This is a genomic window from Tractidigestivibacter scatoligenes, from assembly GCF_001494635.1.
Classification (GTDB): Bacteria; Actinomycetota; Coriobacteriia; order Coriobacteriales; family Atopobiaceae; genus Tractidigestivibacter; species Tractidigestivibacter scatoligenes.
In genome coordinates, this window is sequence record NZ_LOJF01000010.1 from 238,731 (window position 1) to 263,745 (window position 25,015).

The window sequence follows — 25,015 nt, forward strand, 5'->3', positions numbered from 1 at the left end:
GGACCAGAAACACGTGAGCCCACAGGCAGTATTCCATGCGGTCTGGACGTGGGGGATTTGATTGACTGTATGATTCAGTCTACCGATGACCATGCGGTGCGTTCCCGTATTGGGTGGGTCTGTGAGGTTCGGGATCCCAAGGACGAAGTTGATTGGCGCATCCATATCGCCCCCGCGGTCGACTTCAACGATGCTCGTGGTGGTTGGCCATGGGGGTACAAGCCGAGATTCCGCAAGGAGGGCGTTGCATCCTTCGAGGACATGGCGAGCGCCAAGGCAGCCATCGACGAGGTGGTTGCAGAATGTGCCGACGTTCTTCTCGCCTGGCTCGACTCGGGTGAAGAGAAGTTCGAGATCACGCATACCATTTGCGGGGCGCATGATGGGGGCGTGGGGGTTGCGGCATGTAGGGGCGTTGCGTGGAATGCTAGGACAAACGCCATCCGCGAGACCTTGACGCATACGTTTGTGGTTGGACTCGCGCGTGCTGACCGCGCGATGGGCATGAGAGTGACGTATGCACGGCCGCTTGCGACATCGCCCGACGCAAGGGAGACCGACGCAGACCTGAGAGAGGCGTTTATTAGGGAGGTAGAGAGACCGCGTGTTCCAATTTACCGCGTCTACAACGAGTGCAGGCTCGACCCCTCCTGTCCCTTCGAGGTTCGGCTCTATATGGAAGACAACGCTGCGGATGAGGCCTGTGACGAGGTGGAGTTCCGCATAACCGAGCCAGATGGGGCAGTGGACCTGATTGCCGTCTCCGCGTGGACGTACGAACAGTCCGCGCTCACGATTCGTGGCCAAGATGCTGTGGAGTCTGATTTCACGAACTGGTTCTATGGCGAGAATGGCGCATCCTCTGAGGTGCCGGTGCGCTGGGCCGAGCTTCGGGACTATGCGAACGCCGCAGCGAGGCGTCTCGAGTACCTCGAGAACTAGGGATTCTGGGTTCGCATGCACAGGGGTCTGTGAGTTCGAGGCGGCCAGGATTCTGCTTGCCGAAGCGGCTAGGTGTGGGCTCTCGGGTGTTACGATTGCCTATGACTACCGTGGGGTTGCCGAGCTCTACCTTGGCCTTCAGAAGGCGACAACCTCGGTTCCAAGGCCTACGTCCATGACGTCTCCGAGTTCATGGCAAATCATTCCGGCTTCAATCTGCGCTTCGTTTGGGTGCACTCGCATGATGGCAAGAGCGCGTTTGCCAAAAGGGGCAATGCCCTTGCGGACCAGCTTGCCAAGCAGGGCGCGGGTGGCGCTTGGGGCTAGTCGGGGAAGTAGCAAACTGAGGGCCGAGAGTCTGCTGAGGGGTACCACTCGGCATTAGATGCCGTCCGGTGCCCGTGTACTTTTCCGGGCAACTCAATCCCGTCGCGAGAACATCGACGTTCCCTTCCGCGGGATTTTCTTCCCCGGCAACGGAATCCCGTTGCCGGGGAAGAAAATCCCGCGGGCAACTCAGTCCCGCAGTAGCGCCACAAGCTCGTCAACGTCCTCATCGATGGTGGCCCAGCTCGTTGCCAGCCGCACTGCCGTCCGGCCGTCGGCCAAGTGCTCCCAGAAGCTCATCTCGACGCGCTCCGAAAGGTGCACGTACTGCTTCTCGTCCAGCGCGACAAACACCTGGTTGGTCTGCTGCGGATACATAAGCTCGCAACCAGCGTCATCGAACGCCCGCGCGATTCGCCGAGCCTGCTCTACGGCACGTTGGCCAATCTGCTGGTAGAGGCCATCGGAGAAAAGCGTCTCAAACTGAATGCCTGCAACCATTCCCTTGGCGAGAAGAGCTCCGCGACGCTTTACAAGCGTGAAGAAGTGGGGGCACGTCTCCGGCTTGGGGAAGACCACCGCTTCGCCGAGAAGCGCCCCGCACTTTGTGCCGCCAATGTAGAAGGCGTCGGCAAGGCGGGCCAGGTCGGCAAGAGTCACGTCGTTTGCCGGCGCCGCCAGCGCGTACGCCAGTCGCGCGCCGTCAACGTAGAGTCGCATGTCGTGCTTGTCGCATGCTGCCCGCAACGCGATAAGCTCGCGCAGCGAGTAGAGCGTGCCGTACTCGGTTGGCTGGGAGATATACACCAGCCCCGGCATGACCATGTGGTCGCGGTTCTCGTCCTGCTCCCACGACGTTGCCAGGGCATCCACGTCGGCGGCCCCCAGCTTTCCGTCTGTCTCGGGCAGCTGGATAACCTTGTGCCCGCAGGCCTCGATCGCCCCGGCCTCGTGGACGCTTACGTGGCCCGAGCTCGCCGCGACGACGCCTTGCCAGGGGGCGAGAAGCGCATCAATCGTGACGGCATTCGCCTGCGTGCCCCCTACCAGGAAGTGGACCTCCGCCTGCGGCGCACTGCAGACATCGCAGATGAACTTGCGTGCGTGCTCGCTGTGGGCGTCCATCCCGTATCCGGCGTTGGCCTCCATGTTCGCGGCGGCCAGGCGCTCGAGGATGCGCGGGTGCGCACCCTGCTGGTAGTCGGATGCAAATGGCAGTCTCTTCTCGGTGGTCATCGTAATTCCTTCCTGCAAGGTCAACCGGACCCATAGGGTGGTGTGTCAAGTCCAAAACAGTGCTGTGGTACCGCGTTGGGCCTTGACCCTGATATGCTCTCTTGAGGTTACCTAATACAGGCGACAAGCAAAGGAGCTCCTCATGGCCATGATCATACTTATCGTCATTATTGCGGTTCTCGTGCTCTCGACGGGCTACGTCGTGCGCCAGCAGCATGTCGCGGTGATCGAGCGCCTGGGCAAGTTCCACGGGTTTGCCGGACCGGGCTTTCACGTGAAGTTCCCCTTTATTGACGTCACGCGCGACGTGAGCCTCATGACCGAGGACGAGCACATGACCTTTGATGCCAAGACATCGGATAACGTGACTATCGAGCTGGACGTCTCCATCCAGTACCACGTGGATTACGGCGACGTCGAGAAGGGCGCGGATTCTGGCGTCTATCGCAGCTTCTATACGCTGCAGGATCCCGTTGGGCAGATGCAGGACTACCTGGCCGACGCACTGCGCTCGCAGATTCCCGCGCGCACGCTTGACGAGGTCTTCTCCGAGAAGGACGCCATTGCCCACGCGATCGACGAGGTCGTTGCCGCCAAGATGCTCGACTACGGCTACGTGCTGGTGACCACCCTCATCACGCGAATTAAGCTCCCCAAGGAGGTTCAGGAGTCGATGAACCACATCATCGCCTCGAAGAACAACCTCGAGAGTGCGACCAACGACGCCAACGCGGCCAAGGCAAAGACCGTCATTGCGGCGCAGGCCAAAGCCGAGGCAATGGCAGCCGAGGGCAAGGGTATCGCCGACCAGCGCGTTGCCATCGCGCGCGGCATCAAGGACTCCATCGACACCATCCGCGAGTCCGGCGTGACCGAGGAAGAGGCCAACCGCCTCTTCGAGTTCACGCAGTGGACGGACATGATGAACAACTACGCCGCAAGCGGCAAGGCTACCACGGTGCTGCTGCCCGAGGACTTCGACCAAAGCGGCGTCTTCAAGAGCATCGTCGCTGGTAAGAAGGCCGGGGAGAAGTAGGCGAGAAGGCCGCAGGGCAGTGGGCGCCGCAGCGGGCGTTGCGGCGGGCGTTGCGGCGGGCGGCGGGCTTGGGCGCAGCCGGGTGCCGTCGGGGCTCCCCGCCGCTGCCTGGCGGCCTCGGAACCTTAGCTCTGCCTCAATCGGCACTCCAGGCGTTTGCTTACGGCGACAAGTGCCATCACGATTACGTAATAGATGACGGCGACGGCGATGAACGGCTCAAACGCGCGGTACGTGAGTGCTTGCACGCTCTGTGCCGCACGCATCATGTCCATGAGCCCGATGGTCGCCACAAGCGAAGAGCTCTTGAGCACCGTAATGACTTCGTTGACCAGAGCGGGGGCCACCGAGCGCAGCGCCTGCGGGATGATGATCTCCCACATCATGAGGTGGTAGGGGAGACCCAGTGCCCGCGCGGCGTCGTATTGACCGCGATCGACCCCCTCGATGCCCCCGCGCACGGTCTCGGAGACGGTGGCGGATCCGTTGAGTCCCAGCGTGAGCACCGAGGCGGCAAACATCGAGATCTTGTACCCGGTGAGCTGCGGCGTTGCGAAGTACGCAATGAAGAGCAGCACGATGAGGGGAATCCCGCGGAAGATCGATGTGTAGAAGTCGAGCACCACGCGGAGCGGCTTGCACGGCAGCACCTTGAGCACGGCGATGAGAAATCCCAGCACAAAGGCCAATACCAGGGCGGCTGCCGTCACCTCAAGGGTGACGGCGAGCCCGCTCAAGAACATGGGAGCATATGGTTCGATGACCGAGAAGTTCATGCCACTCTTTCGCTAGTTGGCGCTGGATGAACCCACGCCCTCGGTTGTAGAGCCAGATGCCGAGAAGTCACCGCCCCATTCGAAGTCTGGGCCAACGTAGGTGCCAATGAACTGGTCGATGGTTCCGTCCTCGAGCATCTCGCCGATGCATTGGTCGAAGGCGGCCACGAACGCTGCGCCCTTCGTGGCCATGACGCGGTAGACGCCCACGTAGTCCTTGGTCTCGTTTCGGTCGAGAAGGCCTAACACCAGGCCGTCGTTGGCGTCGCGCATGGACTGACCCTCGGCGCCGTCGCACACGTAGGCGTCGATGCGGCCGGCGAGAACCTCTTGCAGGCACTGGTCGCCGCCATCGTAGGTGTGGACATCGGCATCTGGCAGGACGGCAGTGACAAACTTGTTCTGTACCGTGCCCGTGGTGCAGGCAATGCTCTTGCCTGCCAGGCCGTCGATGCTTGTGATGGGGTCGCCTCCCAACGTGAGTACGCCAACGAGCGGCTGGTAGTAGCCGCGGGTGAAGTCATAGGTCTGCTCGCGCTCCGCGTTCGAGGACATGGCCATCGTGAAGGACGTGTCGCTTGCCTGGACGGAGGCAAGCGTTGCGGCAAACTCCTGCGGCTCGAAGTCGTAGGTGAAGCTAAGGCGGCTGGCCATCTCGTCTGCTATGGCGATATCCAGGCCAACGACCTTCTGGGTGCCGTCTGACTGCATCTCGATGTAGCGGTATGGCGCAAAGGCGTCGTCGCCCACGAAGGTGAGGTGCTGGCCAGAGAGGTCATTTGTCGCGGCGCCACTTGTGGCTGACGTGTCCGTGGCACTACTCGTGCCATCGCCCTGCTGCGTGCCGCCACATCCCGCAAGAGCCAGCGGCGCAAGGGCTGCTCCTGCTGCCATCACGCCGAGAAAAGATCTGCGATTCAAGGTGCTGCTATGTCTGGTGCGCATCCACTGTTCTCCAAAAGTTGACATCAGTGCTAGTCATTGTAGCCCACTAATAATCCCAGTCGATTAGTAGGATACAAAGTGGAAGCTTTGCATCGGTTGGCTTCGGATGAGGTGACATCGGAGGGGTCGCTGTGAGTGCCGGGGGCTAACCGGGTGGGCCGGTGCCGCAAAGCGGCGCCCGGCCAAGGCCGGACGCCGCCAGGGGTGACGCAATGGCGAGGGTCCTCGCCGTGATGCGCTGTGCTTGCCCTAGAGTTCGTCTCGAAGCTGGTCAACAAGCTGGGAGAAGTACGTCAGCGCGTCTTCGACCGGCTTGCTTGTGGCCATGTCCACGCCGGCGCCTCGCAGGAGCTCGATGGGAGGCTTGCTCGAGCCGCCCTTGAGGCAGCCCAGGTAGTCCTTCACCGCAGGCGCACCCTCGGCAAGGATGCGGTTCGAGATGGCGATGGCGGCAGCGTAGCTCGTCGCGTACTGGTAGACGTAATAGCCGTAGTAGAAGTGCGGGATGCGTGCCCATTCCAGGCGTATCCCGTCATCCACGGTCACCGCGTCGCCAAAGTACTGCGCGTTGAGCTCGCCCCAGCGCTCGCAGAGGGCGTCCGCCGTGACGCCGCGGCCGTCAGCGTTCATCTCATTCACGTCGCGCTCGAACTCGGCGAACATGCACTGGCGGTAGAGGGTGGCACGGAAGGACTCCACAAAGTTGTTGAGCACGTAGGCGTGGGTGGCAGGGTCCGTGGTGTGCTCGAGCAGGTAGTGCGAGAGCAGCGCCTCGTTGCAGGTGGAGGCAACCTCGGCCACGAAGATGGGATAGTCGCTGTAGGTAGGCGATTGCGTATGGCACGAGAGGTACGTGTGCACGGAGTGGCCCATCTCGTGCGCGAGCGTGAAGACGTCGTCAAGGCTTCCATCAAAGCTCGTGAGAATCACGGGATTGGTGCCGTAGGAGCCTGCGGAGTAGGCGCCAGAGCGCTTGCCGGGGGTCTCGTATACGTCGATCCAGCGCTGCTCGAGGCCCTGGCGCACGATGGCCAGGTAGTCCTCGCCAAGCGGTGCCAGTGCCTTCAGGATAAGGTCCCATGCCTCCTCGTAGGTGAAGGTAAGGTCCACGGAGTCGACGAGGGGCACGTACATGTCCCAGAAGTGCAGCTCATCTACGTCCAGCACGTCCTTGCGCAGGCTTGCGTAGTTGTGGAGCGCGCCGAGGTTCCTGTGCACCGCGTCCACGAGGTTGTCGTAGACGGAGGTGGGAACCTCGTTGGCATCGAGGCAGTACTCGAGGGCGTCCTTGTAGCGGCGGGAGTCCGCAAAGAACTTGAGCTGCTTGACCTGGGCGGCGAGAAGCCCGGCGCAGGTGTTGCGGTGCGCGCCGTAGCTCGCGTAGACCGAGTCGAAGGCGGACTTGCGCAGCACGCGGTCGTGGCTGCGCTCGAGGCCAATAAAGCTGCCGTGGCTCACAGAGTGCTTCTCGCCCTTTGAGTCCGTGGCGTCCGCAAAGGTGAGGTCGGCATCGTTGAGCTGCGAGAACACGCGCTCGGGCTGGGCCGCCGCGTCACCGGCGCGTGCGAGGATCGCCTCCTCTGCCGCCGAGAGGCGGTGCGGGCGCATGCGCAGCTCGCGCTCGATCGCGCGGCGGTAGTGCTCGAGGTCTGGCTCCTCGGCAAAGAAGGCGGCGAGCTTCTCGTCCGCCATGCCAAGAAGCTCTGCCGAGAACCACGAGCATGCTCCCTGCGTCTCCACCTCCAGGCCCATAACCTGGTCGGAGTAGACCTGGTAGCGTGCCACACGGGTGTCGACGTCGGCGCAGCGGTCGGCGTAGTTGCCCAGGCGACTGAGGGTGACGTTTGCCTCGTCCGAGAGGCGAAGGTAGGCAAGAAGGTCTGCCGCCGAGGCGCTCACACGCCCCTTGTAGGCCGCGAGCTTGCCGGGGAGGGCCTTGGCGTCCTCGAGCTGACGCTCGAAGTCCTTGTCGTCCGCGCACATGGACGAGAGGTCCCAACGGTACTTCTCGGGAATCTGGTCGCGCGACTGGTATTGCATACGTGCTCCTTAGGGTGGAGTTCTTTCAGACTTTCCCATGGTACACGCTGGGGCGCGCGGCGGGCGAGGCGCAGGCGCGGCGTGGCCGTCGGCTGGCAGGCGGTTACGCGCGGGCGGGAAGCTGCGCCACGGCCTCGGCAAGGATGTGGCCCTCCATGGCGTGGAGCAGCTCGTTGAGCCAGAACCCCTCCCTGAGCTGCGGCGCATTGTCAAGCGCATACACGCGCAGTGTGTAGGTGTGGTCACAGTCGGGTGGCTGCGGCCCGTTGTAGCGGCAGGTGAGGAGCGGGTCGTGGCTGCCCACCAGGCGCGACGCCGACGAGTTTTTGCCTTGGACCATTCCGCCAAAGCGCCGATTGGAGGCATCTGCGGGGAACTCGGTTGCGCTTGCCGGAATGTCGCAGGCGCACCAGTGAATCCAAGGGAAGCCGCACACGGGAATGGAGTCGACGTCGTAGAAGACCACGGCCAGCGTTGCAGCGCCCTTGGGTACGCCCGTGATCTCGAGGGGGAACGATCGGGTTGGCGTGCCGGCATACAGGCCGGCTGGGTCGGCAAACTTCGCGTAGGCGTCGGGAATGTAGCCGTTCTCGTCGAGCTTCACATGCACGTCCATGGTTGCCTCCTGAGGTTGGGATGCCACGTGCCTCTCGCCAGTATTGTATCTGGCGCCAAGCTTCTTCGGTCATCGGGCGCGCCCCTTCGTGCTACCGCTACCACCTGCCGGGCTGCTGCCGCCCCGCCCCGGGCTCCGACGGGCGGGCGGTCCTGCATGCTAGAATTACCTCGCCTGACGCGAGGCCAACTTTCGGCCGGACGAAAGGCTCCGCGCTCGGCCGCGCGTGCGGCCACACCACAGACGAGAGGCGCCCACCCAGCGACGCCGACAACATGTGAGGAGAAATCCATGCTCAAGAGCACCAACATCACCCGACGCCAGGCGCTTGCCGCACTCGGCTCCATCACCGCCGGGCTTGCGCTCGCTGCCTGCGGCACCGGTCAGACGGAGTCCACGGATGCGCCCTCTTCCAGCGATGCCTCGTCCTCCTCGGACGCCTCCGCCGCCTCCGAGGACGTGACCGTCCGCGTGGCATCCCTCAAGGGCCCCACCACCATTGGCCTGGTCTCGATGATGGATACCACCTCCGGTGTCCCCACCGAGGATGCCCCCACCGAGCCCGCCGAAGGCTCCACGGGCATCACCTACTCCTACACGATCTCCGGTGCGGCCGACCAGGTCCTGCCGCTGGTCATCCAGGGCGAGACAGACATTGCTCTGGTGCCCTCCAACGTGGCTTCGGTCCTCTACAACAAGACCAACGGCGGCATTCGCGTGATCGACGTCAACACGCTGGGCGTGCTCTCTGTGGTCTCCGGGGACGCCTCCGTCGAGCAGTTCGAGGACCTCGCCGGCCACACCGTCTACCTCTCCGGTCAGGGAGCCACCCCCGAGTACACGCTCAACTACTTGCTTGACCAGGCCGGGATCAGGGATCAGGTGACCATCGAGTTCAAGAGCGAGCACAGCGAGTGTGCGGCCGCCATCCAGGCAGACCCTACCGCCGTCGCCATCCTGCCCGAGCCCTTCACCACGGCAACGCTGGCCAAGGACTCCTCGCTCTCCGCGCCCGTGAGCCTCACTGACGTCTGGGATCGCTACGCCGGCGGCTCGGGCAGCCAGTTCGTGATGGGCGTGACCATCGCCCGCTCCGAGTTTGTGGACCAGCACCCCGCGGCCATCGCGGACTTCCTCTCTCGTCACGCCGAGTCCGTTGACACCGTGAACGGCGACCCGGCTGCAGCGGCGCCGCTCGTGGTGAAGGCCGGCATCGTGGCTAGCGAGGCCATTGCCGAGAAGGCCATCCCCAAGTGCAACATCGTGTGCACCACCGGCGAGGATATGCGCTCGGCGCTCTCCGGCTACCTGCAGGTTCTCTACGACGCCGATGCCTCCTCGGTGGGCGGCTCCCTTCCCGGCGACGACTTCTACTACGAGGCCTAGGCCGCAACTAGGGTGTCTGCCGAGAACAACAAAGCTTCCGTGACCCCGCGCGACGTTCTGCGCCGCGCGGGCGCCGTTGCCTTCTGGCTCCTCGTGTGGCAGCTCGCAAGCATGGCCGTTGGCTCCGAGCTTCTGCTTGCCGGCCCCGTGACGGTGCTTGTGCGCCTGACACAGCTCGTTCCCACGCCCGCCTTCTGGACCACGGTGGGCTTCTCGCTGGCGAGAATCGCCGCCGGCTTTGCCGTGGCGTTTGCGCTGGGTCTGGTGCTTGGCCTTCTCGCTCACCGCTGGTACGCGCTGGCGGAGCTTCTCGCCCCGGCAGTGAGCTTCCTTAAGAGCGTGCCCATCGTCTGCGTGATTGTGCTTTTGCTCATGTGGGTGGGGTCGGTGCGGGTCTCGGCCATCGCGGTCTTTCTCGCCGTGTTTCCCGCCATCTACTTCAGCGTGCTGGAGGGCCGCTCTGCGGCGGATCCCGGCCTTGGCGAGCTGCTCCGCGTGATGGGCGTGTCCGGCTGGCGGCGCTTCCTGGCAGACGCCTGGCAGCAGCTCCTCCCGTACCTTGTGGCAACGTGCAGGAACGCCTGTGGCATGGCCTGGAAGGCAGGCGTTGCCGCCGAGCTCATCGGCAGTCCGCGCGGCTCCATGGGCGAGCGCATCTACCAGGCAAAACTCCTGCTCGAGACCGGCGACCTCTTTGCGTGGACCATCGTGGTGGTGACGCTTTCCTGGGCGTGCGAGAAGGCCTTCCTGGCGCTTCTGCGCGCAACCGCTGACTGGGCGCTTGCGGCAAGCGTGCCACGGGTTGCGGCGGCGCAGCGCAAGCAGGCGGCGCCCGCGCCGGCGGGAATCTTGCTCGACAACGTGACGCTGGGTTACGACGGTGTGCCCGTTGCCACCTGCAACCTCGCGCTTGCGCCGGGCTCGCGCACGGTGCTCGCCGACCCCTCCGGCGCTGGCAAGACCACGCTGGTGCGCACGGTCTGCGGACTTCTTGCTCCGCTCTCGGGGCGCGTCCAGGCACCGGGCTCGGTTGCGCTCTCCGTGCAGTTCCAGGACACCCGACTGGTGGAGGCAATGACTGCCGAGCAGAACGTGCTGCTCTGCTCGGCGGGTGCGCTCTCGGCGGACGAGGCGCACACGCTTCTGGCAGAGCTGCTGCCTAAGGACGCGCTGGGTAGGCCGGTCTCGGAGCTCTCTGGTGGGCAGCGTCGCCGCGTTGAGCTTGCGCGGGCGTTCGCGCATCCCGGCGCGGCAGTTGTTCTCGACGAGCCCTTTGCCTCGCTTGATGCTGCCTCGCACCAGGCGGCGGCGGCCTTTGTGCTGCGCCATCTGGGCGGTCGCACGCTGCTTGTGGCCTCGCATGCCTCCGGTGACGTGGATCTTCTCCGTGCGACGCCTGCGCGCCTGGGCGACGCGTGCGGCGAGAGGTAGCGCGCCCCCGTTCTATGCCCTATACATCTGGTCAAGCGTCACAAGCATCACATCATTGCGGCTTTTGCACTTCTCAGCTGTTCCTTGCGAGACACTCTTTTTGGTAAAGAGCATGATGCCTTCTGTCGCATATCCCCTTACCAGTCCTCGCTTACCGTCGAGATCTGCAAGCTCGCTCGTCTCGTCAAACCCCTCGCGGTACTTGCATTCGCCTATAAGCATCGTGTGCTCCATGGGGTCCGCCGCGATGACGTCGATGTCGTCTTGTGCATGCGTGGAGGGGTTAGTTCCCCACCAGCTGCCCAGCCGCGTGACGGCAATGGGTAGCTGACCAGCGCGCGCCTGCTCTCCCAGCCACTCGAGACATAGACGCTCGAAACGGTGCCCCAGGTAGTCATCAAGCTGCTGCTCGGGAAGGCGATGGGCAAGGGTATCGCCAAAGCCCCCTTCAATGTCACTTACTCGAGGCATGACAAAGCGGAACCAAAAGTCATAGCAGGCGTCGCAGATCCGGTAGATTCCACGCTTGCTCGAGTGCTCGTTCTCCCCAAACGGCGTGGCCTTCTCGATGATGCCAAGCTGGCAAAGCGAGGAGAGGTACTTGGGGATTGTTGTGGCATCCACGCCGACTCTGTCCGCCATAAGCTTTGTCCGATTTGCACCGCCGGCAATTGCGCGGAGGAGGGACGCATAGAGTGCTGGCTCAGAGAACTCTTGACGCAACAGTCCATATGGTTCGTCAAAGAGAAACCCCGAGGGATTGAAGTAGAGATCTGCAAGGTTGTCTCTAAACCCGCGTTGAGGATCTACCTGTTCCAGGTAGTAAGGGACTCCTCCAAAGCATCCGTAATACTCGTATTGTTCCTGCGGAGAAAGGCCGGGAAACATCTGGGCAGCCTCAAGGTATCCCAGAGGCCCAATCTTCATCTGGGCTGTTCGCCTGCCGTAGAGTGGGCTCTTTCTCCCCAGGACATCGCTCTCCATAAAGCCTTCGTTGCTGCCGCAGAGCATCACGAATACATTTGTTTGCTTGAAGGCGCGGTCAATGGTGACCTGCAGCGCGGAGGGAATGGACTCGTTTCTCTGTGCGGCATAGGGAAGCTCGTCGAATACGAACACAAAGCGCTCGCGCTTGCCACGCTCGGCAATGAACTCGAAGGCATCCGCCCACGTGGCAAACGCACCTACCGTGGCGGGCAGGTCGAAGAATGAATAGACTGCACGGCTAAAGTCTGCAAGGTTGTCCTTGTCGGCCTGGTCAAGCGCGGTGAAGAAGAGCGTGCGCTTGTTCTCGCAGAACTTGGAGATAAGGGTGGTCTTGCCAACGCGTCTGCGCCCGTACACAACGACGAGCTGGAACTTCTCGGCTGTGTATAGCTGTTCGAGCTGTGCAAGCTCCCTCTGACGCCCAACGAACACGATGGCCTCCTCGTCTGTTTGAGCCCCTTTGCCCGTGCCGTCACGTTGTGTCCGGCAGTGAGAGATGCATTATTCTACAAAGAATAATTCTCTTGAGAATAATATATGCGAGAAACCGACGCGCCCGGACCAGAGGACTGGGGCGCGGACGCTGAGCGGAGATCTTTATCGCCGAGGCGCGCCTACTTGGAGTACGCCGCCCGTACGCTGACGCCGGGAATGGCGCCAATGCGCCCGGCCAGCGCCGCAATGGCGTCTTGCGGCGCATCGACCGCCACGGAGATGATGTTCATGCGCCGCTTGGGATAGGGGATGCCCATGCGCCCGATGATGATGCCGGCATTCTCGTGCAGCACCTCGTTGAGGTGCGCGACCGAATCCGGGTCTTCCACGATGATGCCCAGCACCGCTACGCGAGTCTCCATGGCTGCCTCCTGTGACCTGCGTTTCTCTCAGCTTCAACCGACAGAATACGCGCCTCAGGCGAGGTGATGTCGCCGGAAGGCTCCGTATGTTGCAAATCGCGCCAAAAGGGAGGCTCCGGCGACAAAATATCGCCGGAGAGGAGGTTTTTGCGACAATCTGCGCAAAACGTGCCCCTCCGGCGACAAACGCCCGTGCCGCGCCCCGCGCCCTACCGTGCGAGAAGCGGCGTCAGCTCTCCCTGCGACACAATTGTGACCTCGTGCATCGCGCGGCTGATGGCGGTGTAGAGCCTGCGGCGGGCAAGCGGCGTGTCCGGGTAGACCTGGGCCTGTGCGTCGGGCACCACCACGTGGTCAAACTCCAGGCCTTTTGCCAGGCGCAGGTCCATGAGCACCACGCCGCTTGCCGGCATGAGCGAGTTGCGGTCCACAAGCTGCACGCTCTCACCCAGCTGCTTCGAGAGCCAGTTTGCGCGCGCGGCGTCGGCGGCGACGATGGCGGTGAGGCCCTCCTCGCCCGCGGCCTTCTCGGCAATGCGTGCCAGCTCAGCCACGTAGTGCCCCGCGTCGCCGTCCACCACCTCCACAACGCGCGGCGGCGTGCCCGCGCGCTGCACCGAGGTGAGGCGCGCACGCTCGTCCAGCGGCAGCAGGCTCGTGAACAGCTCCGTAATCTCGGGACTCGAGCGGTAGCTGGTGAGAAGCTCGCAGGTCTCGACCTCGCCATGCGTTGCCGAGAAGATCTGGCGCACCTGGTCGAAGGTCGCCGTGCCCTCGCGGATGGCCTGGTGCTCGTCGCCCAGCAGCATGAAGTGGGCGCGCGGGAAGTAGCGCGCCAGCACCATGAGCTGCGTCACGGTGTAGTCCTGCACCTCGTCCACCATCACGTAGCGCGCGGACTTCTCGCCCCCGCCCATCACCAGCAACTTGAGGTAGACCCACTCGGCCGCCGTGAGCGCGCTCTTGCCCAGCACGCGCATGCCAATGCGGTCGATGCGCAGCCAGTTGCCGCGCTCGATCTCGTCGTGAGCGCCGCTAAAGAGATGCCGCAGGTAGGTGAGGGCGTAGGCGGCGCACTCATCGTCGTCGGCGGGGCTTATCGTCTGGCCAAAGACCTCGACCTGCTCCTCCACGTCAAGGCCCAGCATCTCCTCCCAGACCTCCTCGCTCTTGGAGAGCGCCGCGAGCTTGCGGTCAAGGCGGTCGTGCAGCTCGTCCTTCACCAGTGCGGTGAGGCGCGGACCCACGGGAATCTGCGAGAACTTGGCCACGGCGCCCGCCACCGAGGACGCCTTGAGCATCACGCGCTCTCCGCAGCGGACCTCGCGCAGGTCATCGGGCTCAAGCGTCATCGTGCGCACGCCCTCCTCCAGGTGCGCGAGCTCCTCCGGGTCTCCGTCGCGCCCGTCGCCGCGCTCGGAGAGGCCCAGGCTGGCGAGAAAGCCGCGCCACGTGAAGATGCGCGGGTTCTTCTCGCCCATGCTTGGCAGCACGGTGTCAATGTAGTGACGGAAGACGTCGTTGGGCGTGAAGAGAAAGATCTGGTCGGCCGAGAGGGTCTTGCGCTCCTGGTAGAAGAGGTACGCCACGCGCTGTAGCAGCACCGAGGTCTTGCCCGAGCCGGCGATGCCGCTCACGAGCAGCACCGGCACGTCCTCGTGGCGGATGACCGCGTTCTGCTCGCGCTGGATGGTCGCGGTGATGGCCGCGAGCTTCTCGGAGTGGTGCTTCTTGAGCGCGCCGAGAAGCAGCGAGTCCTCGATGGCCACGGTGGTGTCGAAGTATGAGTTGAGCGTGTCGCGCGTGATGTCGAACTGGCGGCGCAGCAGCAGGTTGACGGTGCGCGTGCGGCCGTCCACCTGGTAGGAGGTGGGGCCCATCTCCTGGTTGTAGTAGGTCTCGGCCACGGGGCTGCGCCAGTCCACGATGAGCGGGCGCTTGTGCTCGTCGGTCATGCCCGCGGCGCCAATGTAGACGTCGCGCGGCGGACGGCCGGGGCGCATCTCGAGCGTGACCTTGGCGAAGTAGGGCTGGCGCAGCAACAGGAGCACGCGCTGGAGCTTCTCGACGGTGAAGTCGTGGTACTGGTTGTACGTGTCGATGACCGAGTTGAGCGTTTCGATGGCGGCGAGCGTCTCCATGGTCTCGTCAGTGCCGCCAAAGTCGGGACGAATCTCCTCGCTCATCTCGCGAAGGTCGTCCGCGGCGCCCTTGTGGCTGGTCTCAATCTCCTCGGTGAGGGTGTCGCGCAGGTCGCAGAGCTGGGCGTATATCGCGCTCAGGTGGTCCTGCTCCTCGCGGAACGTTGCGTCGTGCGTCTCGTCTGCCATGCGTCCTCCCAGTGCCCGGCACGAAAGCGTGACGGACTATTGTAACGCGAGAGGAGCGGGCGGCGCAGCGCTCGAACGACGCCGGCGCGGCGGGCAGGACCGCGGGCGCTAGGCCGTGGCTTCCTCGCTCGTCACGATGCGCACGGTGCAGGAGGGGAAGCCCCCGGCGTTCGAGTACGTCACGGTGCAGGGGATGCGGGCGGGGAGCGCCTTGGGGTCGAGGCCTGCGCCCAGCGCCAACGCGCCCATCTCCTTTGCGTTGATACGGCCAACCAGCTCCTCGAAGACCTGACAACGCCAGGTGGAGCCAATGCCCAGCGGGCCCTTCTCGCGCACGAACTCGCCCGGCGCCGAGGTGACGGAGTGCTTGGTCATCTCGAGACCGGCGGCAAGGACCATCGTGGTGCTCTCAAAGACAAACTCCTCGAGCCTCTCGGGCTCGCGCCTACGTGCCGACATGCGTGTCTCCTTGTTGCGTTGGTGTTCTCGATGCGGGCGGCGTGCAGCGGCGGGTCGCGCTGACCGGTCTCGTCGTGTGCTGCCTAGTCGCAGGCCTTCTCGATGCGGTGGCGCAGCTCGTCGATGCCCAGGCCGGTCTGCGCGGAGGTAAGCAGCATCTGCTCGCGCGGCACCTCGAGCTGCTGCGAGAGAAGCTCCACCTGGCGCGTCTGCTTGGGTCGGCTGAGCTTGTCGGCCTTGGTGAGCGCAACCACAAAGGGGAGGTCGTTCTCGCGGAGAAACGCGAGCATGTCCTGGTCGAGCTTTTGCGCCTCCAGGCGCACGTCGACAAGGGCGATGACCAGGTTGAAGCTGCGCTCCTGGGCAAAGTAGCCCGAGATGAGGTTTGCCCAGCGCTGGCGCTCGGCCATCGAGACGCGCGCGTAGCCGTAGCCCGGCAGGTCTACAAAGCTGATGCCGTCTGCCTCGAAGAAGTTCACGTTGGCCGTCTTGCCCGGTTGCGACGAGACCTTCGCGAGCGCCTTGCGCCCCAGCAGCTTGTTGAGCAGCGACGACTTGCCCACGTTGGAGCGGCCGACAAAGGCGACCTCGGGCGTGGTGGGGGCGGGGAGCCCGTCGACGGTGCCGTATGAAGCAATGAAGCGAGCGTTCTGCAGGTTGAGCGCCATGGTTTCCTCTTTTCGCGATGCCTTTGGGTGACGATTCTACCCGAAGCAGGCGGTGCCGCCGCGTTTCTCGGCGTCGAATCCCTTGCTGCTTGGGCTTTGCGTTCGCGACGCTGCCGTTCTCCTCTAGATTCTGCGCTCGCGACGCTGCCGTACTCCCCTGGATCTCGCGCTCGCGACGCTGCCGTACTCCCCAAACTACGCACGGTCGCAATTCAGGTTTGTGGATTGCTGGGCTTTTGTCCGCCCCGTCTTCAGTCGTGCGTAGTTCGGGGAGCTGGTACGCGTTGCGAGAAGGGCCTCGCCGCTGAATGGGGCCCACTGCAGACAAGGGCTTGCTGCCCGGATGTACCTCTGACAGGAAACTTGCACGAAGCAGTCAAAACTTTTTCGCCGTCCGCCGACGAATCCCTGGTACAGGCCACAGCCGAGATACGGTGAGTCCACCAAAACCAACGGCCCCCCGGAGAAGCCATGATTCAAACGCTTACCGATGACATTGCCGCATGGAAACCCGTCGTGTTCGTGAGCCACGAGTCGGCGAGAATTGCCTGTTGGAATCTAGTGGGGCGTGAGGTGGGGCGTTGGCCCGTTGGGCGTTCGCGGCTCCTTCTGCCAGACGACGGTTGCATTACGCGCCAGAGAGAGTTCGCAAAGCTTGCTGCAACCATTGACCTGCATGCGCTTGGCCTGGACACGGCTCCTGTCGACCTTCTCGTCCCCACGGCTTCCGCGCGCTCGCGTGGCAAGCGCGCGATTCTTCACGTGTGGCAAGATGCAATTCTCCGCAAGAGCTTCCTTATTGCTGAGAGGCGCCTGTTGGTGAGCAGCCCGTGCTTCACAGTGCTCCAAATGGGATGCGCGCACCGGCCAACCCAGCTGTCACAGGAGCGCGCCAGCACAGAGATGGAGGCAGAGCGAGTGGTGCGCGCGTCTCTCGGCCTGCCGGAGCAGGACTTCTCCGCAACAGACCTTGTGGCGTGGGATAACATCTGGCGTCTTGTATGCCTTGCGCGAACGGTCACCGAGTTCGCTGGGACTTATCGGCCAGCCGTCCCGCCTTGTAACCAGGTGACCTTTGGGTATCCGCCGCTCGCCACGCGAGATGAGATGCGCGCGTTTATCGGCGTTCTTCCCGCCTCGGCCGGCGTGATGCGGGCGAGAAGGGCTATCGAGCTGGGTTTTGACCGCGCGGCGTCTCCCATGGAGACGGCGTTGGCGCTCATGCTGTCTCTCGATGTTGATCTTGGTGGCTTTGGCTTGCCTCGACCAACGCTTAACCATCCGATAGTCGTTGACCCACGGTGGCGTGACCTTGCGAGTCAGGATTGCATGGAGGTCGATCTTGCGTGGGATGGGGTTCGCCTTACCATAGAGTATGACGGTGATGATCACCATCCGGTTGAGGATACCGAGAAGGCCGCCGATGACAACGAACGGCAAAACTCCCTGGTAGCAATGGGTCATATGGTGCTACGCGTGCGCTATCCGCAGGTTGCGGACTACTCTCGACTGGCGCTTCTCGTGCGGCAGATTGCCCATATTCTTGATTTTGAGCTGGTGCAGCCAACTGATTTACAGATGGTTCGCCGGCGCAGACTCCACGCGGCGCTCCTGGGCCGCGGGACTACGTGCGGATAAGGCCGAGAAACGCGACGGCCTGTCTCTGCGTCAGCAAGATGGTATCTTCCGCGGCCCTGTGTCGGTGCTGTCGGGCAGTTTTCGGACAGAATTCGCCGCTGGGGGGTGCCCAAAACGTCTACTTTCTGCCCGGTAGCGCCCGTGGTCACAGAAGAACGCTGCACAGGGGTTAATCTCCGCGTGCAGAGAAGACGGCTGCACAAGGTATGCTCGGCGGCCCAACATGTGTTGGAACTACGTATGCTCGGCGGCCCAACATGTGTTGGAACTACGTATGCTCGGCGGCCCAACATGTGTTGGAACTACGCACGGTAGAGGTTGAGGATGACAAAAGCCCAGCAATCCACAAACCTGAATCGCGACCGTGCGTAGTTCGGGAGAGCCGGGAGGAGCTCGGGAGGTGGGGGAGCCGGGAGGGGCTCGGGAGGAGCTCGGGGGAGCCGGGAGGGGCTCGGGAGAGCCGGGAAGGGAGCCGGAAGTAAGGATTCCGCCGCCCGGAGTGCGTTTCTGACCCCTTGCAACTCGGGGTAGAATGTCGCCGTGCAAAAAGCAGGCGAGGAGGTGTGGAAGCGTGAGCGAGAACCCCAAGGACCAGAGTCCGGACGAGCAGCCTAGGCGCTCCATTCTCGTCACGCTTCTCATTGCCGCGGCAATCGCGCTGCTCGCGGGGTTTCTCGCCTGGGGCGTTCCCGTGATGCTAAAGGCCGGCGCGCGCGAAGACGCGCAGGACACCTTCGCAATCTTGGACGCCGAGCCCCAGGACCCCGGCCAGCAAGCCCCCGCGCCAGCTTCTCTCGCTGAATGAGACAAAGGGAAACTCCCTTTGTCTCGCATAGTTTTTCGCTGAATGCGCCGTGCCTGCGGCCCGTGCGCCGCGCTGCCCCTTCATCATTGACCCAAACGCAACAAATGCAAGCACCCGCGCCCGTCGCCGGACGGCGCAAGGAGGGGGAAACGTGGATCTTCTCGAGCTTCTCAAGGCTGCAATCTATGGCGTGGTCGAGGGCATCACCGAGTGGCTGCCCATCTCGTCGACGGGGCACATGCTCCTTCTCGAGCAGTTCATGCCTCTCAGCGTCTCGAAGGACTTCTGGGACATGTTCCTCGTGGTGATCCAGCTTGGCGCCATCATTGCCGTGCTTGTTGCCTTCTTCCACGAGCTCAACCCCTTCTCGCGCTCCAAGTCCGCCGACGAGCGCCGCTCCACTTGGACGCTCTGGGGCAAGACCATCGTCGCCTGCATCCCCGCCGCGGTGGTTGGCCTGCCGCTTGACAACTGGATCGAGGACCACCTGGGCACACCCTTCGTGATTGCCGCCGCCCTTATCGTCTACGGCATTGTCTTCATCGTGATCGAGACCGTCCGCGAGCGCCGCGCGCAGCGCCTGATGGCCGCCCCCGCCCCCACCGCAGCTCAGGCGTCCGGCCCCTATCGCCCGCGTCACCTTGCCGCAGCCACACCACAGCCCCAGCAGGAGCTCACGATCTCGCAGGTGGCAGACGCCGACGCACGCATCCAGGACATCGACGACCTCGACTGGAAGACCGCCCTGGGCATCGGTCTCTTCCAGGTGCTCTCCATCGTGCCGGGCACCTCGCGCTCCGGCTCCACCATCATCGGCGGCCTCATCCTGGGCTGCTCGCGCACCGTTGTGGCGCAGTTCACGTTCTACCTGGCCATCCCCGTCATGGTTGGCGCCTCGGGTCTTCGCCTGGTGAAGTACTTCCTCAAGGGCAACACGTTTTCCGGCACCGAGGCGGCAATCCTTCTCACCGGCTGCGCCGTAGCCTTCCTGGTCTCGCTTGCTGCCATCCGCTTCCTCATGGGCTTTGTGAAGAAGCACGACTTCAAGCCCTTCGGCTGGTACCGCATTGTGCTGGGCGTTGCAGTTATCGCCTACTTTGCGCTGGTGGCGGCCTAGGCGCAGGCGCTGCAACCGCCGGCAGGCGAGAAGAAAACACAGCCGAGAGGAGCACGTATCATGCTCAAGGAGCGCGAGGGTTACATTCCCTTTGCGGGATACCAGACCTACTACCGGGTGGCGGGAGAGTGCCAGCTGGGCAGGCTGCCCCTTCTCGTCCTGCATGGCGGCCCGGGTGCCGCCCACTACTACCTGCAGTCCCTTGACGGCATAGCCGAGAAGTACGGTCGCGCCGTCATCTACTATGACCAGATCTCCTGCGGCCGATCCAAGACGCCTCCCATGCCGGAGCGCTGGGGCTGCTCGCTCTTCCTTGACGAGCTTGCCTGCGTGCGCGCCTTCTTGGCCGCAACGTTTGGCTGGGACTGCCTGCACATCCTGGGCCAGAGCTGGGGCGGCATGCTTGCCATGATGTACGCCATCGGAAAGCCCTGGCACGAGCACGGCCACGAGGGCCTGGCCTCGATGGTGGTGGCAAGCTCGCCCGCAAGCATGGACCTGTGGCTCCACGAGGCCATACGCCTTCGCCACTACCTGCCGCGCGAGATGGACGAGGCCCTCGCGCAGGCCGACGTCGACGGCGACTACGGCCGTCCCGAGGTGCGTGCGGCGACGGCCGAGTACTACCGCCGCCACGTCTCAAAGGTGCCGGAGGATGAGAGGCCCGCGAACCTCCACAGCCCCGAGCCAGACCCGGTGGGCGACGAGTGCTATCACTTCATGCAGGGCATGAGCGAGTTTGTGGTCACGGGCGCACTCTCGCACTGGAGCGTGGTTGACCAGCTGCCCACGATCGACGTCCCCACGCTCGTGACCTCCGGCGCGGCAGATGAGTGCACGCCGCTTGTGGCCAAGCAGGTGGCAGACGGCATCCCTGGCGCCCGTTGGGAGCTCTTCCCCGACGGCACGCACTGGGTGCACGGCGAGCAGCCCGAGCGCTACAACGCCTTGGTTGAGCGCTTCCTCGAGGAGCACGAGTAGCGCGAGCAGCCGCGGCCTCCGCGCGGGTCGCCGCCCGTTGCCCGCCGCCCGTTGCCGCCGCCCGTTGCCCCCACCCGGCGTCCCAGCTACGACGCCATCTTTGTGAGCGCGTAGAACTTGCCCGTGGATGAGCTGGCAAGTGTGTCGGCGTCCCAGGTCTTTGCCGTCACACTGCTCGACGTGGGGTCGTGCACGGTGTAGGTGCCGTCGGAGCCCTGCTCAACAATCAAGATCCAGTGCTCGTACGAAGTGAGGCTGTCTGCCCTGACCTCCATGGCAAGCACCGTCCCAGACGTAAGCACCGTCGAGATGTTGTCCGCCGAGGTGTCGTAGGTGTGATAGACCACGCCCAGCGAGTTGGCCTCGGTGGTGAAGAAATCGCCGCTCATACCGGAGTCACCGGTGGCCAGGCCGTCCTTCTCGGCCAGCGCGGCAATGGTCGCGGGCGTGTTGTCGGTCGAGCCGGTGAGGCCAATCGTCGCCATGGCCATAACCGTGGGGCCAGAACCCGTCACTGCAAGCGCGCTGCCGGCGTAGTCCACGGCACCCCAGCGGGAATCCCAGTCGAAGAGCTGCGGATAGCTGCCAGCCGATGCCTCCTCGCCATAGGCCTGCGCCGTCTTGTTGGACTCCAGGTAGCCGGCGACAAGCGAGACGGCGTCCGGCTCGTTGAGCGCCAGCTCAACCAGACGCTCGTCCGGGTACTGGTCCGCATTGCTCGCAATCTGGGCGATCTGGTCGTCCTGGTCAAGCCGGGCAGTAAGCTCCTGCGAGAGGCTATCCGAGATGCCCGTAGCCACGCGGGGCTTCTCGACTGCGGCCTCTTCTTGCTGCTGAGCGGCATTGTTTGCGACGCAGCTGGACACCGCAAAGATGAGAAGCACAATAGCGAGAATGGCTAGAACCAGCGCAAGCACCATGCGGGCGTCAAAGCCGCCAATGCGCCGGCGGCGCCCCGCGTTGCCAAAGTCGATGCTGCGGCTGCGCAGCTCGTAGCCGTGCTGCCTGTTGCCACGCGACCCAGAGTTGAGGGGGCGCTGCTGGCGCGGCCGCCCGGCCCCGCTCATCCCACGCCCATTGCGCGAGCTGTTGCCCCTGCGTGACGGTCCCTCTCCGCTATATGGGCGCGAGCTGCGAGAACGCCCCGCGTCTCGCTGGGGCCTCTGGGACCTGCCGTCGGAGTACTCCATGACCCCCTCCTTGCGTGGCGCGCGGGCTTGCGGCACGTGGTCGTGCTCAAGGTCGATGCAGCTTTGCGAATGGACGACATCTTGGGCCGGCCATTCGGAATGCCACCTCACATGTCATGTATGCACTATAAGACAGCGTTGCGTTTGCGGCATGCGAGAGTCCCCCGAGTGGTGCCAATGCGATAAAACAAGTACTCAAGCGGCACGGCGTTGGCCTCTCGCTGAGAAGCGCCTCTCGTATTCTGCAGGTATGGTGCATGTGTGACCCCTGTGTGAACGCGTACATATGAGTCAACTTTGATACGTATAATCCGAAACAAGTATTCACCATTACTAGTGGTGGAGCAAAAGGTAGCAGCTGTTAGTTGAGGGGCGTCACGTGGCTAAGCAGAGAAACGACAGACAAGAGGCCATAAGGCAGATAATTCGTGAGAAGTCTATTCGCACCCAGCGCGCACTGGTGGAAGAGCTCCAGGAGTTGGGCTTCTCGTGCACGCAGGCAACGGTCTCGAGAGACATCACCGAGATGGGCCTGCGCAAGCTCCCCGAGGGCATCTACGTACTCTCCGAAGACCTCCACCTGCAGCGCATGCTCTCCGAGTTTGTGGTGGACGTGCTCCGGGCCGAGAACCTCGTGGTGATCAAGTGCCAGCCGGGAACTGCCTCGGGCGTGGCCGCTGCCATCGACGGCGCCGCGCTCTCCCACGCGCTGGGCTCCGTCGCCGGCAACGACACGGTGCTTGTGGTTGCGGTTGACGGCAAGCAGGCCGCCGACCTGCAGGCGCTTGTGAAGAAGCTCGGCAGCTCCAAGTAGCACCTCTGCCGGCAGCGCCGCCTGGCTGGCGAGAAGGACTGGCGAGAAGAACCATCGTCACAGAGAAGGGCCCCGGCGCATCGCCGAGGCCCCTTTCATGTTCTGCGCGGGCGCAGCTCCGCCTTGAGCGCTACCGACCCGTAGTTCCGCCGCCAGTATTCTCGCCAGTGCCACCGCCGCCAGTCTCGCCGGTGCCGCTGGTCCCACCGCCACCGGTTTCGCCGCCAGTGGTGCCGCCGGTGGTGCCGCCGGTGTTGCCGGAGCCGCTACCGGACCCACTGCCAGATCCGCTGCCGCCAGTGCCGCTGCCCGAGGTGCTTCCGCCGTTGCCGGTCTTGGAGCCCGTGCTCTCGGATGTGGTGGGGTTTGTCGTCGACTGCGAGTCCGTGGTGGTTGTGGTGGTCTCGCTGACGGTGTTGTACGAGGTCGAGTTGGTGGAGGCTGAGGTGCCCACGAAGGTCCACGAGCTGTTGTCCTTGTAGTCGACCGTATCGGTTGTGGTGGGGAACTCCTCGCGCGCCACGCCGGCAAGCACCTTGTTCATGAAGTTTGTCCAGATGGGCTGTACGGTGTTCTGTGTTGTGCCTACGCCCCCGTTGACGGTGACCGCAACGCGCGCGTCGGGGTAGCCCGACCACACCGCGCAGGTGATCTGGGGTGTGTAGCCGCAGAACCACAGGTCCTCGGCGTCGTCGGAGGTACCGGTCTTGCCGGCGATGGGCTGGTTGGTGGTGTTATAGTCGGCAACGTAGTAACCGGTGGCGCCGTTGGCGACAACGCCCTCGAGCACGTTGGTCACGGCTTCTGCCACAGCCTCGCTCACGGCGCGCGTGGGGTTGTCCTGGTGCTCGTAGACCACGTTGCCGTTGCGGTCCTCGATCTTGGTGATGCACACCGCGTCACGGTGCAGGCCGCCGCTGGCAAGCGTGGAGTAGGCGTCGCACATCTCAAGCGGCGAGACACTCACGGCGCCAAGCGTGATGGACAGGTAGCGCGAGAGCGTGGAGGTAATGCCCATCGAGTAGGCGGTGTCGACGATGGCATCGGCGCCAATGGCTTCCGCCACCTGGGCGTATGCCGTGTTGGACGAGATGGCCGTTGCGCTTGCCAGAGATCGGTAGCCATATTGGTGGTTGCCGTAGTTCTTGACCGTCCATGTGCTTGTGATCTGCATGGGCGAGCTGCAGTTGAGGGTGATGTTGGGGTTCATGCCCGCGCTTATCGCCGCGGTGAGGGTGAACGTCTTGAAGCTTGAGCCTGCCTGTCGCGTTGACTGCGTGGCCAGGTTGAACTGGCTCGAGGAGTAGTCGCGGCCGCCCACCATGGCCTTCACGTAGCCGGTGTCGTTGTCGATGCACACAAGGGCGGCGCTCAGGCGATCGTTGTTGGCGCTGTCGAGCGTGGTGCTCACGGCCTCCTCGGCGGCCTCCTGGTAGGTGGGGTCGAGGGTGGTGTAGACGCGCAGGCCGCCCTTCAAGATGGTGTCGTTGTCAAAGTCGCTCTGGAGGAGCGTCTTCACGTAGTCGGTGAAGTAGGGGTACGAGCCGGACGTCTCGTCCTGCAGCGAGCCGGGGTTGAGGGTGAGCTCCTCGGCCGCGGCCTCGTCGTACTCCTCCTGCGTGATGTCGCCCATCTCAAGCATGTTTCCAAGAACTTTGTTGCGGCGCTCGACGCAGGCGTCCGGGTTCACGAAGGGGTCGTAGTAGGAGGGCGAGTTGGGGATGCCCACAAGCGTTGCGGCCTCGGCCAGCGTAAGCTCGCTCGCGTGCTTGTTGAAGTAGGTGACGCTTGCTGCCTCAATGCCGTAGGCACCCTCACCGTAGTAGATGGTGTTGAGGTACATGTTGAGGATCTGGTCCTTGGAGTAGGTCTTCTCCATCTGGATGGCGATGTACGCCTCGCGCACCTTGCGCTTGAGCGTCTGGTCGAACTGCTCGGACGAGAGGACCGTGTTTCTCACCAGCTGCTGGGTGATGGTGGAGGCGCCCTCGGAGCGGCCGCTGAGCTGGCTCACGATGGCGCGCAGGATGCCCTGGGGGTCAACGCCGTTGTGCTGGTAGAAGCGCTCGTCCTCGACGTCGACGGTGCCCTTCTTCACGTAGTCCGAGATGTCGTCGAGCGTGACGGAGCGGCGGTTCTGGAGGTAGTACTGGGCTATCTCCGTGCCGTCGGCGGCATAGACAATGGTGGGCTCGGCCACGAGGTAGGCGTCTGCCGACTCGTAGTCGGGCAGGTCTTGGAGCCACGAGTCCACGACCGAGCCCAGCGACAGGGCGAGCGCCAACGCGAAGAGCGCTATGAAACCAAAAACGCCGGCAATGCCAAAGCCGACGGCGTGCGTACTGGAGTGCTTGTGAGCCCTGCGGGTTCTGATGCCCATGGAACCTCCTTGTGTGGACACAATCGTCCCCATTATAGGGAATGGGCTTTATGG

Annotated in this window: 22 protein-coding genes; 10 read left to right on the forward strand and 12 right to left on the reverse strand. The window is 63.7% G+C overall.

Annotated features, from left to right (window positions below):
- The first annotated feature begins 69 nt into the window (after positions 1–69).
- Together AUL39_RS08100 and AUL39_RS11565 are read left to right on the forward strand one after the other, a co-directional pair.
- Positions 70–942 (forward strand): hypothetical protein, encoded by an 873-nt coding sequence (locus AUL39_RS08100; protein WP_059055114.1) that lies wholly within the window; start codon positions 70–72, stop codon positions 940–942.
- Positions 943–1,134: 192 nt separating this feature from the next.
- Positions 1,135–1,269, forward strand: a complete 135-nt coding sequence (locus tag AUL39_RS11565; RefSeq protein WP_268873230.1) for a ribonuclease H family protein — start codon at positions 1,135–1,137, stop codon at positions 1,267–1,269.
- Between the two features lie 189 nt (positions 1,270–1,458).
- Here the strand turns inward: AUL39_RS11565 and AUL39_RS08105 are convergent, their stop codons facing one another.
- Positions 1,459–2,505: a threonine aldolase family protein gene (locus AUL39_RS08105; RefSeq protein ID WP_059055115.1), complete on the reverse strand. Its 1,047-nt coding sequence runs from the start codon at positions 2,503–2,505 to the stop codon at positions 1,459–1,461.
- Between the two features lie 142 nt (positions 2,506–2,647).
- Between AUL39_RS08105 and AUL39_RS08110 the strand changes: the two genes are divergently transcribed.
- Complete coding sequence (locus AUL39_RS08110) at positions 2,648–3,541, forward strand: SPFH domain-containing protein (RefSeq protein ID WP_059055118.1); 894 nt, start codon at positions 2,648–2,650, stop codon at positions 3,539–3,541.
- A 125-nt stretch (positions 3,542–3,666) separates the two neighbouring features.
- Here AUL39_RS08110 and AUL39_RS08115 read toward each other — a convergent pair whose 3' ends face one another.
- The 4 genes from AUL39_RS08115 to AUL39_RS08130 form a co-directional block, all read right to left on the reverse strand.
- Positions 3,667–4,317, reverse strand: coding sequence for an amino acid ABC transporter permease (locus AUL39_RS08115; protein WP_059055119.1), 651 nt, complete (start codon positions 4,315–4,317; stop codon positions 3,667–3,669).
- A gap of 12 nt (positions 4,318–4,329) precedes the next feature.
- A complete protein-coding gene (locus tag AUL39_RS08120) occupies positions 4,330–5,211 on the reverse strand; it encodes a substrate-binding periplasmic protein (RefSeq protein ID WP_160327056.1) in 882 nt (293 codons plus the stop codon).
- 300 nt (positions 5,212–5,511) lie between these two features.
- Positions 5,512–7,302, reverse strand: a complete 1,791-nt coding sequence (pepF, locus tag AUL39_RS08125) for an oligoendopeptidase F (RefSeq protein ID WP_059055125.1) — start codon at positions 7,300–7,302, stop codon at positions 5,512–5,514.
- Between the two features lie 103 nt (positions 7,303–7,405).
- Positions 7,406–7,918, reverse strand: a complete 513-nt coding sequence (locus AUL39_RS08130; RefSeq protein WP_059055132.1) for a YbhB/YbcL family Raf kinase inhibitor-like protein — start codon at positions 7,916–7,918, stop codon at positions 7,406–7,408.
- Positions 7,919–8,209: 291 nt separating this feature from the next.
- Between AUL39_RS08130 and AUL39_RS08135 the strand changes: the two genes are divergently transcribed.
- A complete protein-coding gene (locus tag AUL39_RS08135) occupies positions 8,210–9,304 on the forward strand; it encodes an ABC transporter substrate-binding protein (RefSeq protein ID WP_059055135.1) in 1,095 nt (364 codons plus the stop codon).
- 12 nt (positions 9,305–9,316) lie between these two features.
- Positions 9,317–10,735, forward strand: a complete 1,419-nt coding sequence (locus AUL39_RS08140; protein ID WP_059055137.1) for an ATP-binding cassette domain-containing protein — start codon at positions 9,317–9,319, stop codon at positions 10,733–10,735.
- A gap of 12 nt (positions 10,736–10,747) precedes the next feature.
- Here AUL39_RS08140 and AUL39_RS08145 read toward each other — a convergent pair whose 3' ends face one another.
- From AUL39_RS08145 to yihA, 5 genes are all read right to left on the reverse strand, one after another.
- A complete protein-coding gene (locus AUL39_RS08145; RefSeq protein ID WP_070807595.1) occupies positions 10,748–12,154 on the reverse strand; it encodes an ATP-binding protein in 1,407 nt (468 codons plus the stop codon).
- A 182-nt stretch (positions 12,155–12,336) separates the two neighbouring features.
- Positions 12,337–12,579: a TM1266 family iron-only hydrogenase system putative regulator gene (locus tag AUL39_RS08150; RefSeq protein WP_059055139.1), complete on the reverse strand. Its 243-nt coding sequence runs from the start codon at positions 12,577–12,579 to the stop codon at positions 12,337–12,339.
- Between the two features lie 209 nt (positions 12,580–12,788).
- Positions 12,789–14,909 carry a HelD family protein gene (locus tag AUL39_RS08155; RefSeq protein WP_059055141.1) on the reverse strand — a complete coding sequence of 707 codons (2,121 nt, stop codon included), beginning with the start codon at positions 14,907–14,909 and terminating at the stop codon, positions 12,789–12,791.
- 108 nt (positions 14,910–15,017) lie between these two features.
- On the reverse strand, positions 15,018–15,368 hold the full coding sequence (locus tag AUL39_RS08160) for a hypothetical protein (protein WP_059055143.1): 351 nt from the start codon (positions 15,366–15,368) through the stop codon (positions 15,018–15,020).
- A gap of 83 nt (positions 15,369–15,451) precedes the next feature.
- Positions 15,452–16,036, reverse strand: coding sequence for a ribosome biogenesis GTP-binding protein YihA/YsxC (gene yihA / locus AUL39_RS08165; RefSeq protein ID WP_059055145.1), 585 nt, complete (start codon positions 16,034–16,036; stop codon positions 15,452–15,454).
- A gap of 471 nt (positions 16,037–16,507) precedes the next feature.
- Between yihA and AUL39_RS08170 the strand changes: the two genes are divergently transcribed.
- The 4 genes from AUL39_RS08170 to AUL39_RS08185 all read left to right on the forward strand — a co-directional run bounded on the left by AUL39_RS08170 (position 16,508) and on the right by AUL39_RS08185 (position 20,577).
- Positions 16,508–17,674, forward strand: coding sequence for a hypothetical protein (locus AUL39_RS08170; RefSeq protein WP_059055147.1), 1,167 nt, complete (start codon positions 16,508–16,510; stop codon positions 17,672–17,674).
- 571 nt (positions 17,675–18,245) lie between these two features.
- Positions 18,246–18,479 (forward strand): hypothetical protein, encoded by a 234-nt coding sequence (locus tag AUL39_RS08175; protein WP_059055149.1) that lies wholly within the window; start codon positions 18,246–18,248, stop codon positions 18,477–18,479.
- 151 nt (positions 18,480–18,630) lie between these two features.
- Complete coding sequence (locus tag AUL39_RS08180; protein ID WP_059055151.1) at positions 18,631–19,596, forward strand: undecaprenyl-diphosphate phosphatase; 966 nt, start codon at positions 18,631–18,633, stop codon at positions 19,594–19,596.
- Positions 19,597–19,656: 60 nt separating this feature from the next.
- Entirely contained in the window at positions 19,657–20,577 is a 921-nt protein-coding gene (locus AUL39_RS08185) for a proline iminopeptidase-family hydrolase (RefSeq protein WP_059055153.1), read from the forward strand.
- An 86-nt stretch (positions 20,578–20,663) separates the two neighbouring features.
- Here the strand turns inward: AUL39_RS08185 and AUL39_RS08190 are convergent, their stop codons facing one another.
- The gene (locus AUL39_RS08190) at positions 20,664–21,767 is read right to left on the reverse strand and encodes a papain-like cysteine protease family protein (RefSeq protein WP_153001597.1); all 1,104 of its coding nucleotides are present in this window, start codon (positions 21,765–21,767) and stop codon (positions 20,664–20,666) included.
- A 379-nt stretch (positions 21,768–22,146) separates the two neighbouring features.
- Between AUL39_RS08190 and AUL39_RS08195 the strand changes: the two genes are divergently transcribed.
- Positions 22,147–22,581 (forward strand): arginine repressor, encoded by a 435-nt coding sequence (locus AUL39_RS08195; protein ID WP_059055161.1) that lies wholly within the window; start codon positions 22,147–22,149, stop codon positions 22,579–22,581.
- A gap of 130 nt (positions 22,582–22,711) precedes the next feature.
- On the opposite strand, the gene AUL39_RS08200 is transcribed toward AUL39_RS08195, so the two are convergent.
- Entirely contained in the window at positions 22,712–24,961 is a 2,250-nt protein-coding gene (locus tag AUL39_RS08200; protein ID WP_059055163.1) for a transglycosylase domain-containing protein, read from the reverse strand.
- Between the last annotated feature and the right edge of the window lie 54 nt (positions 24,962–25,015).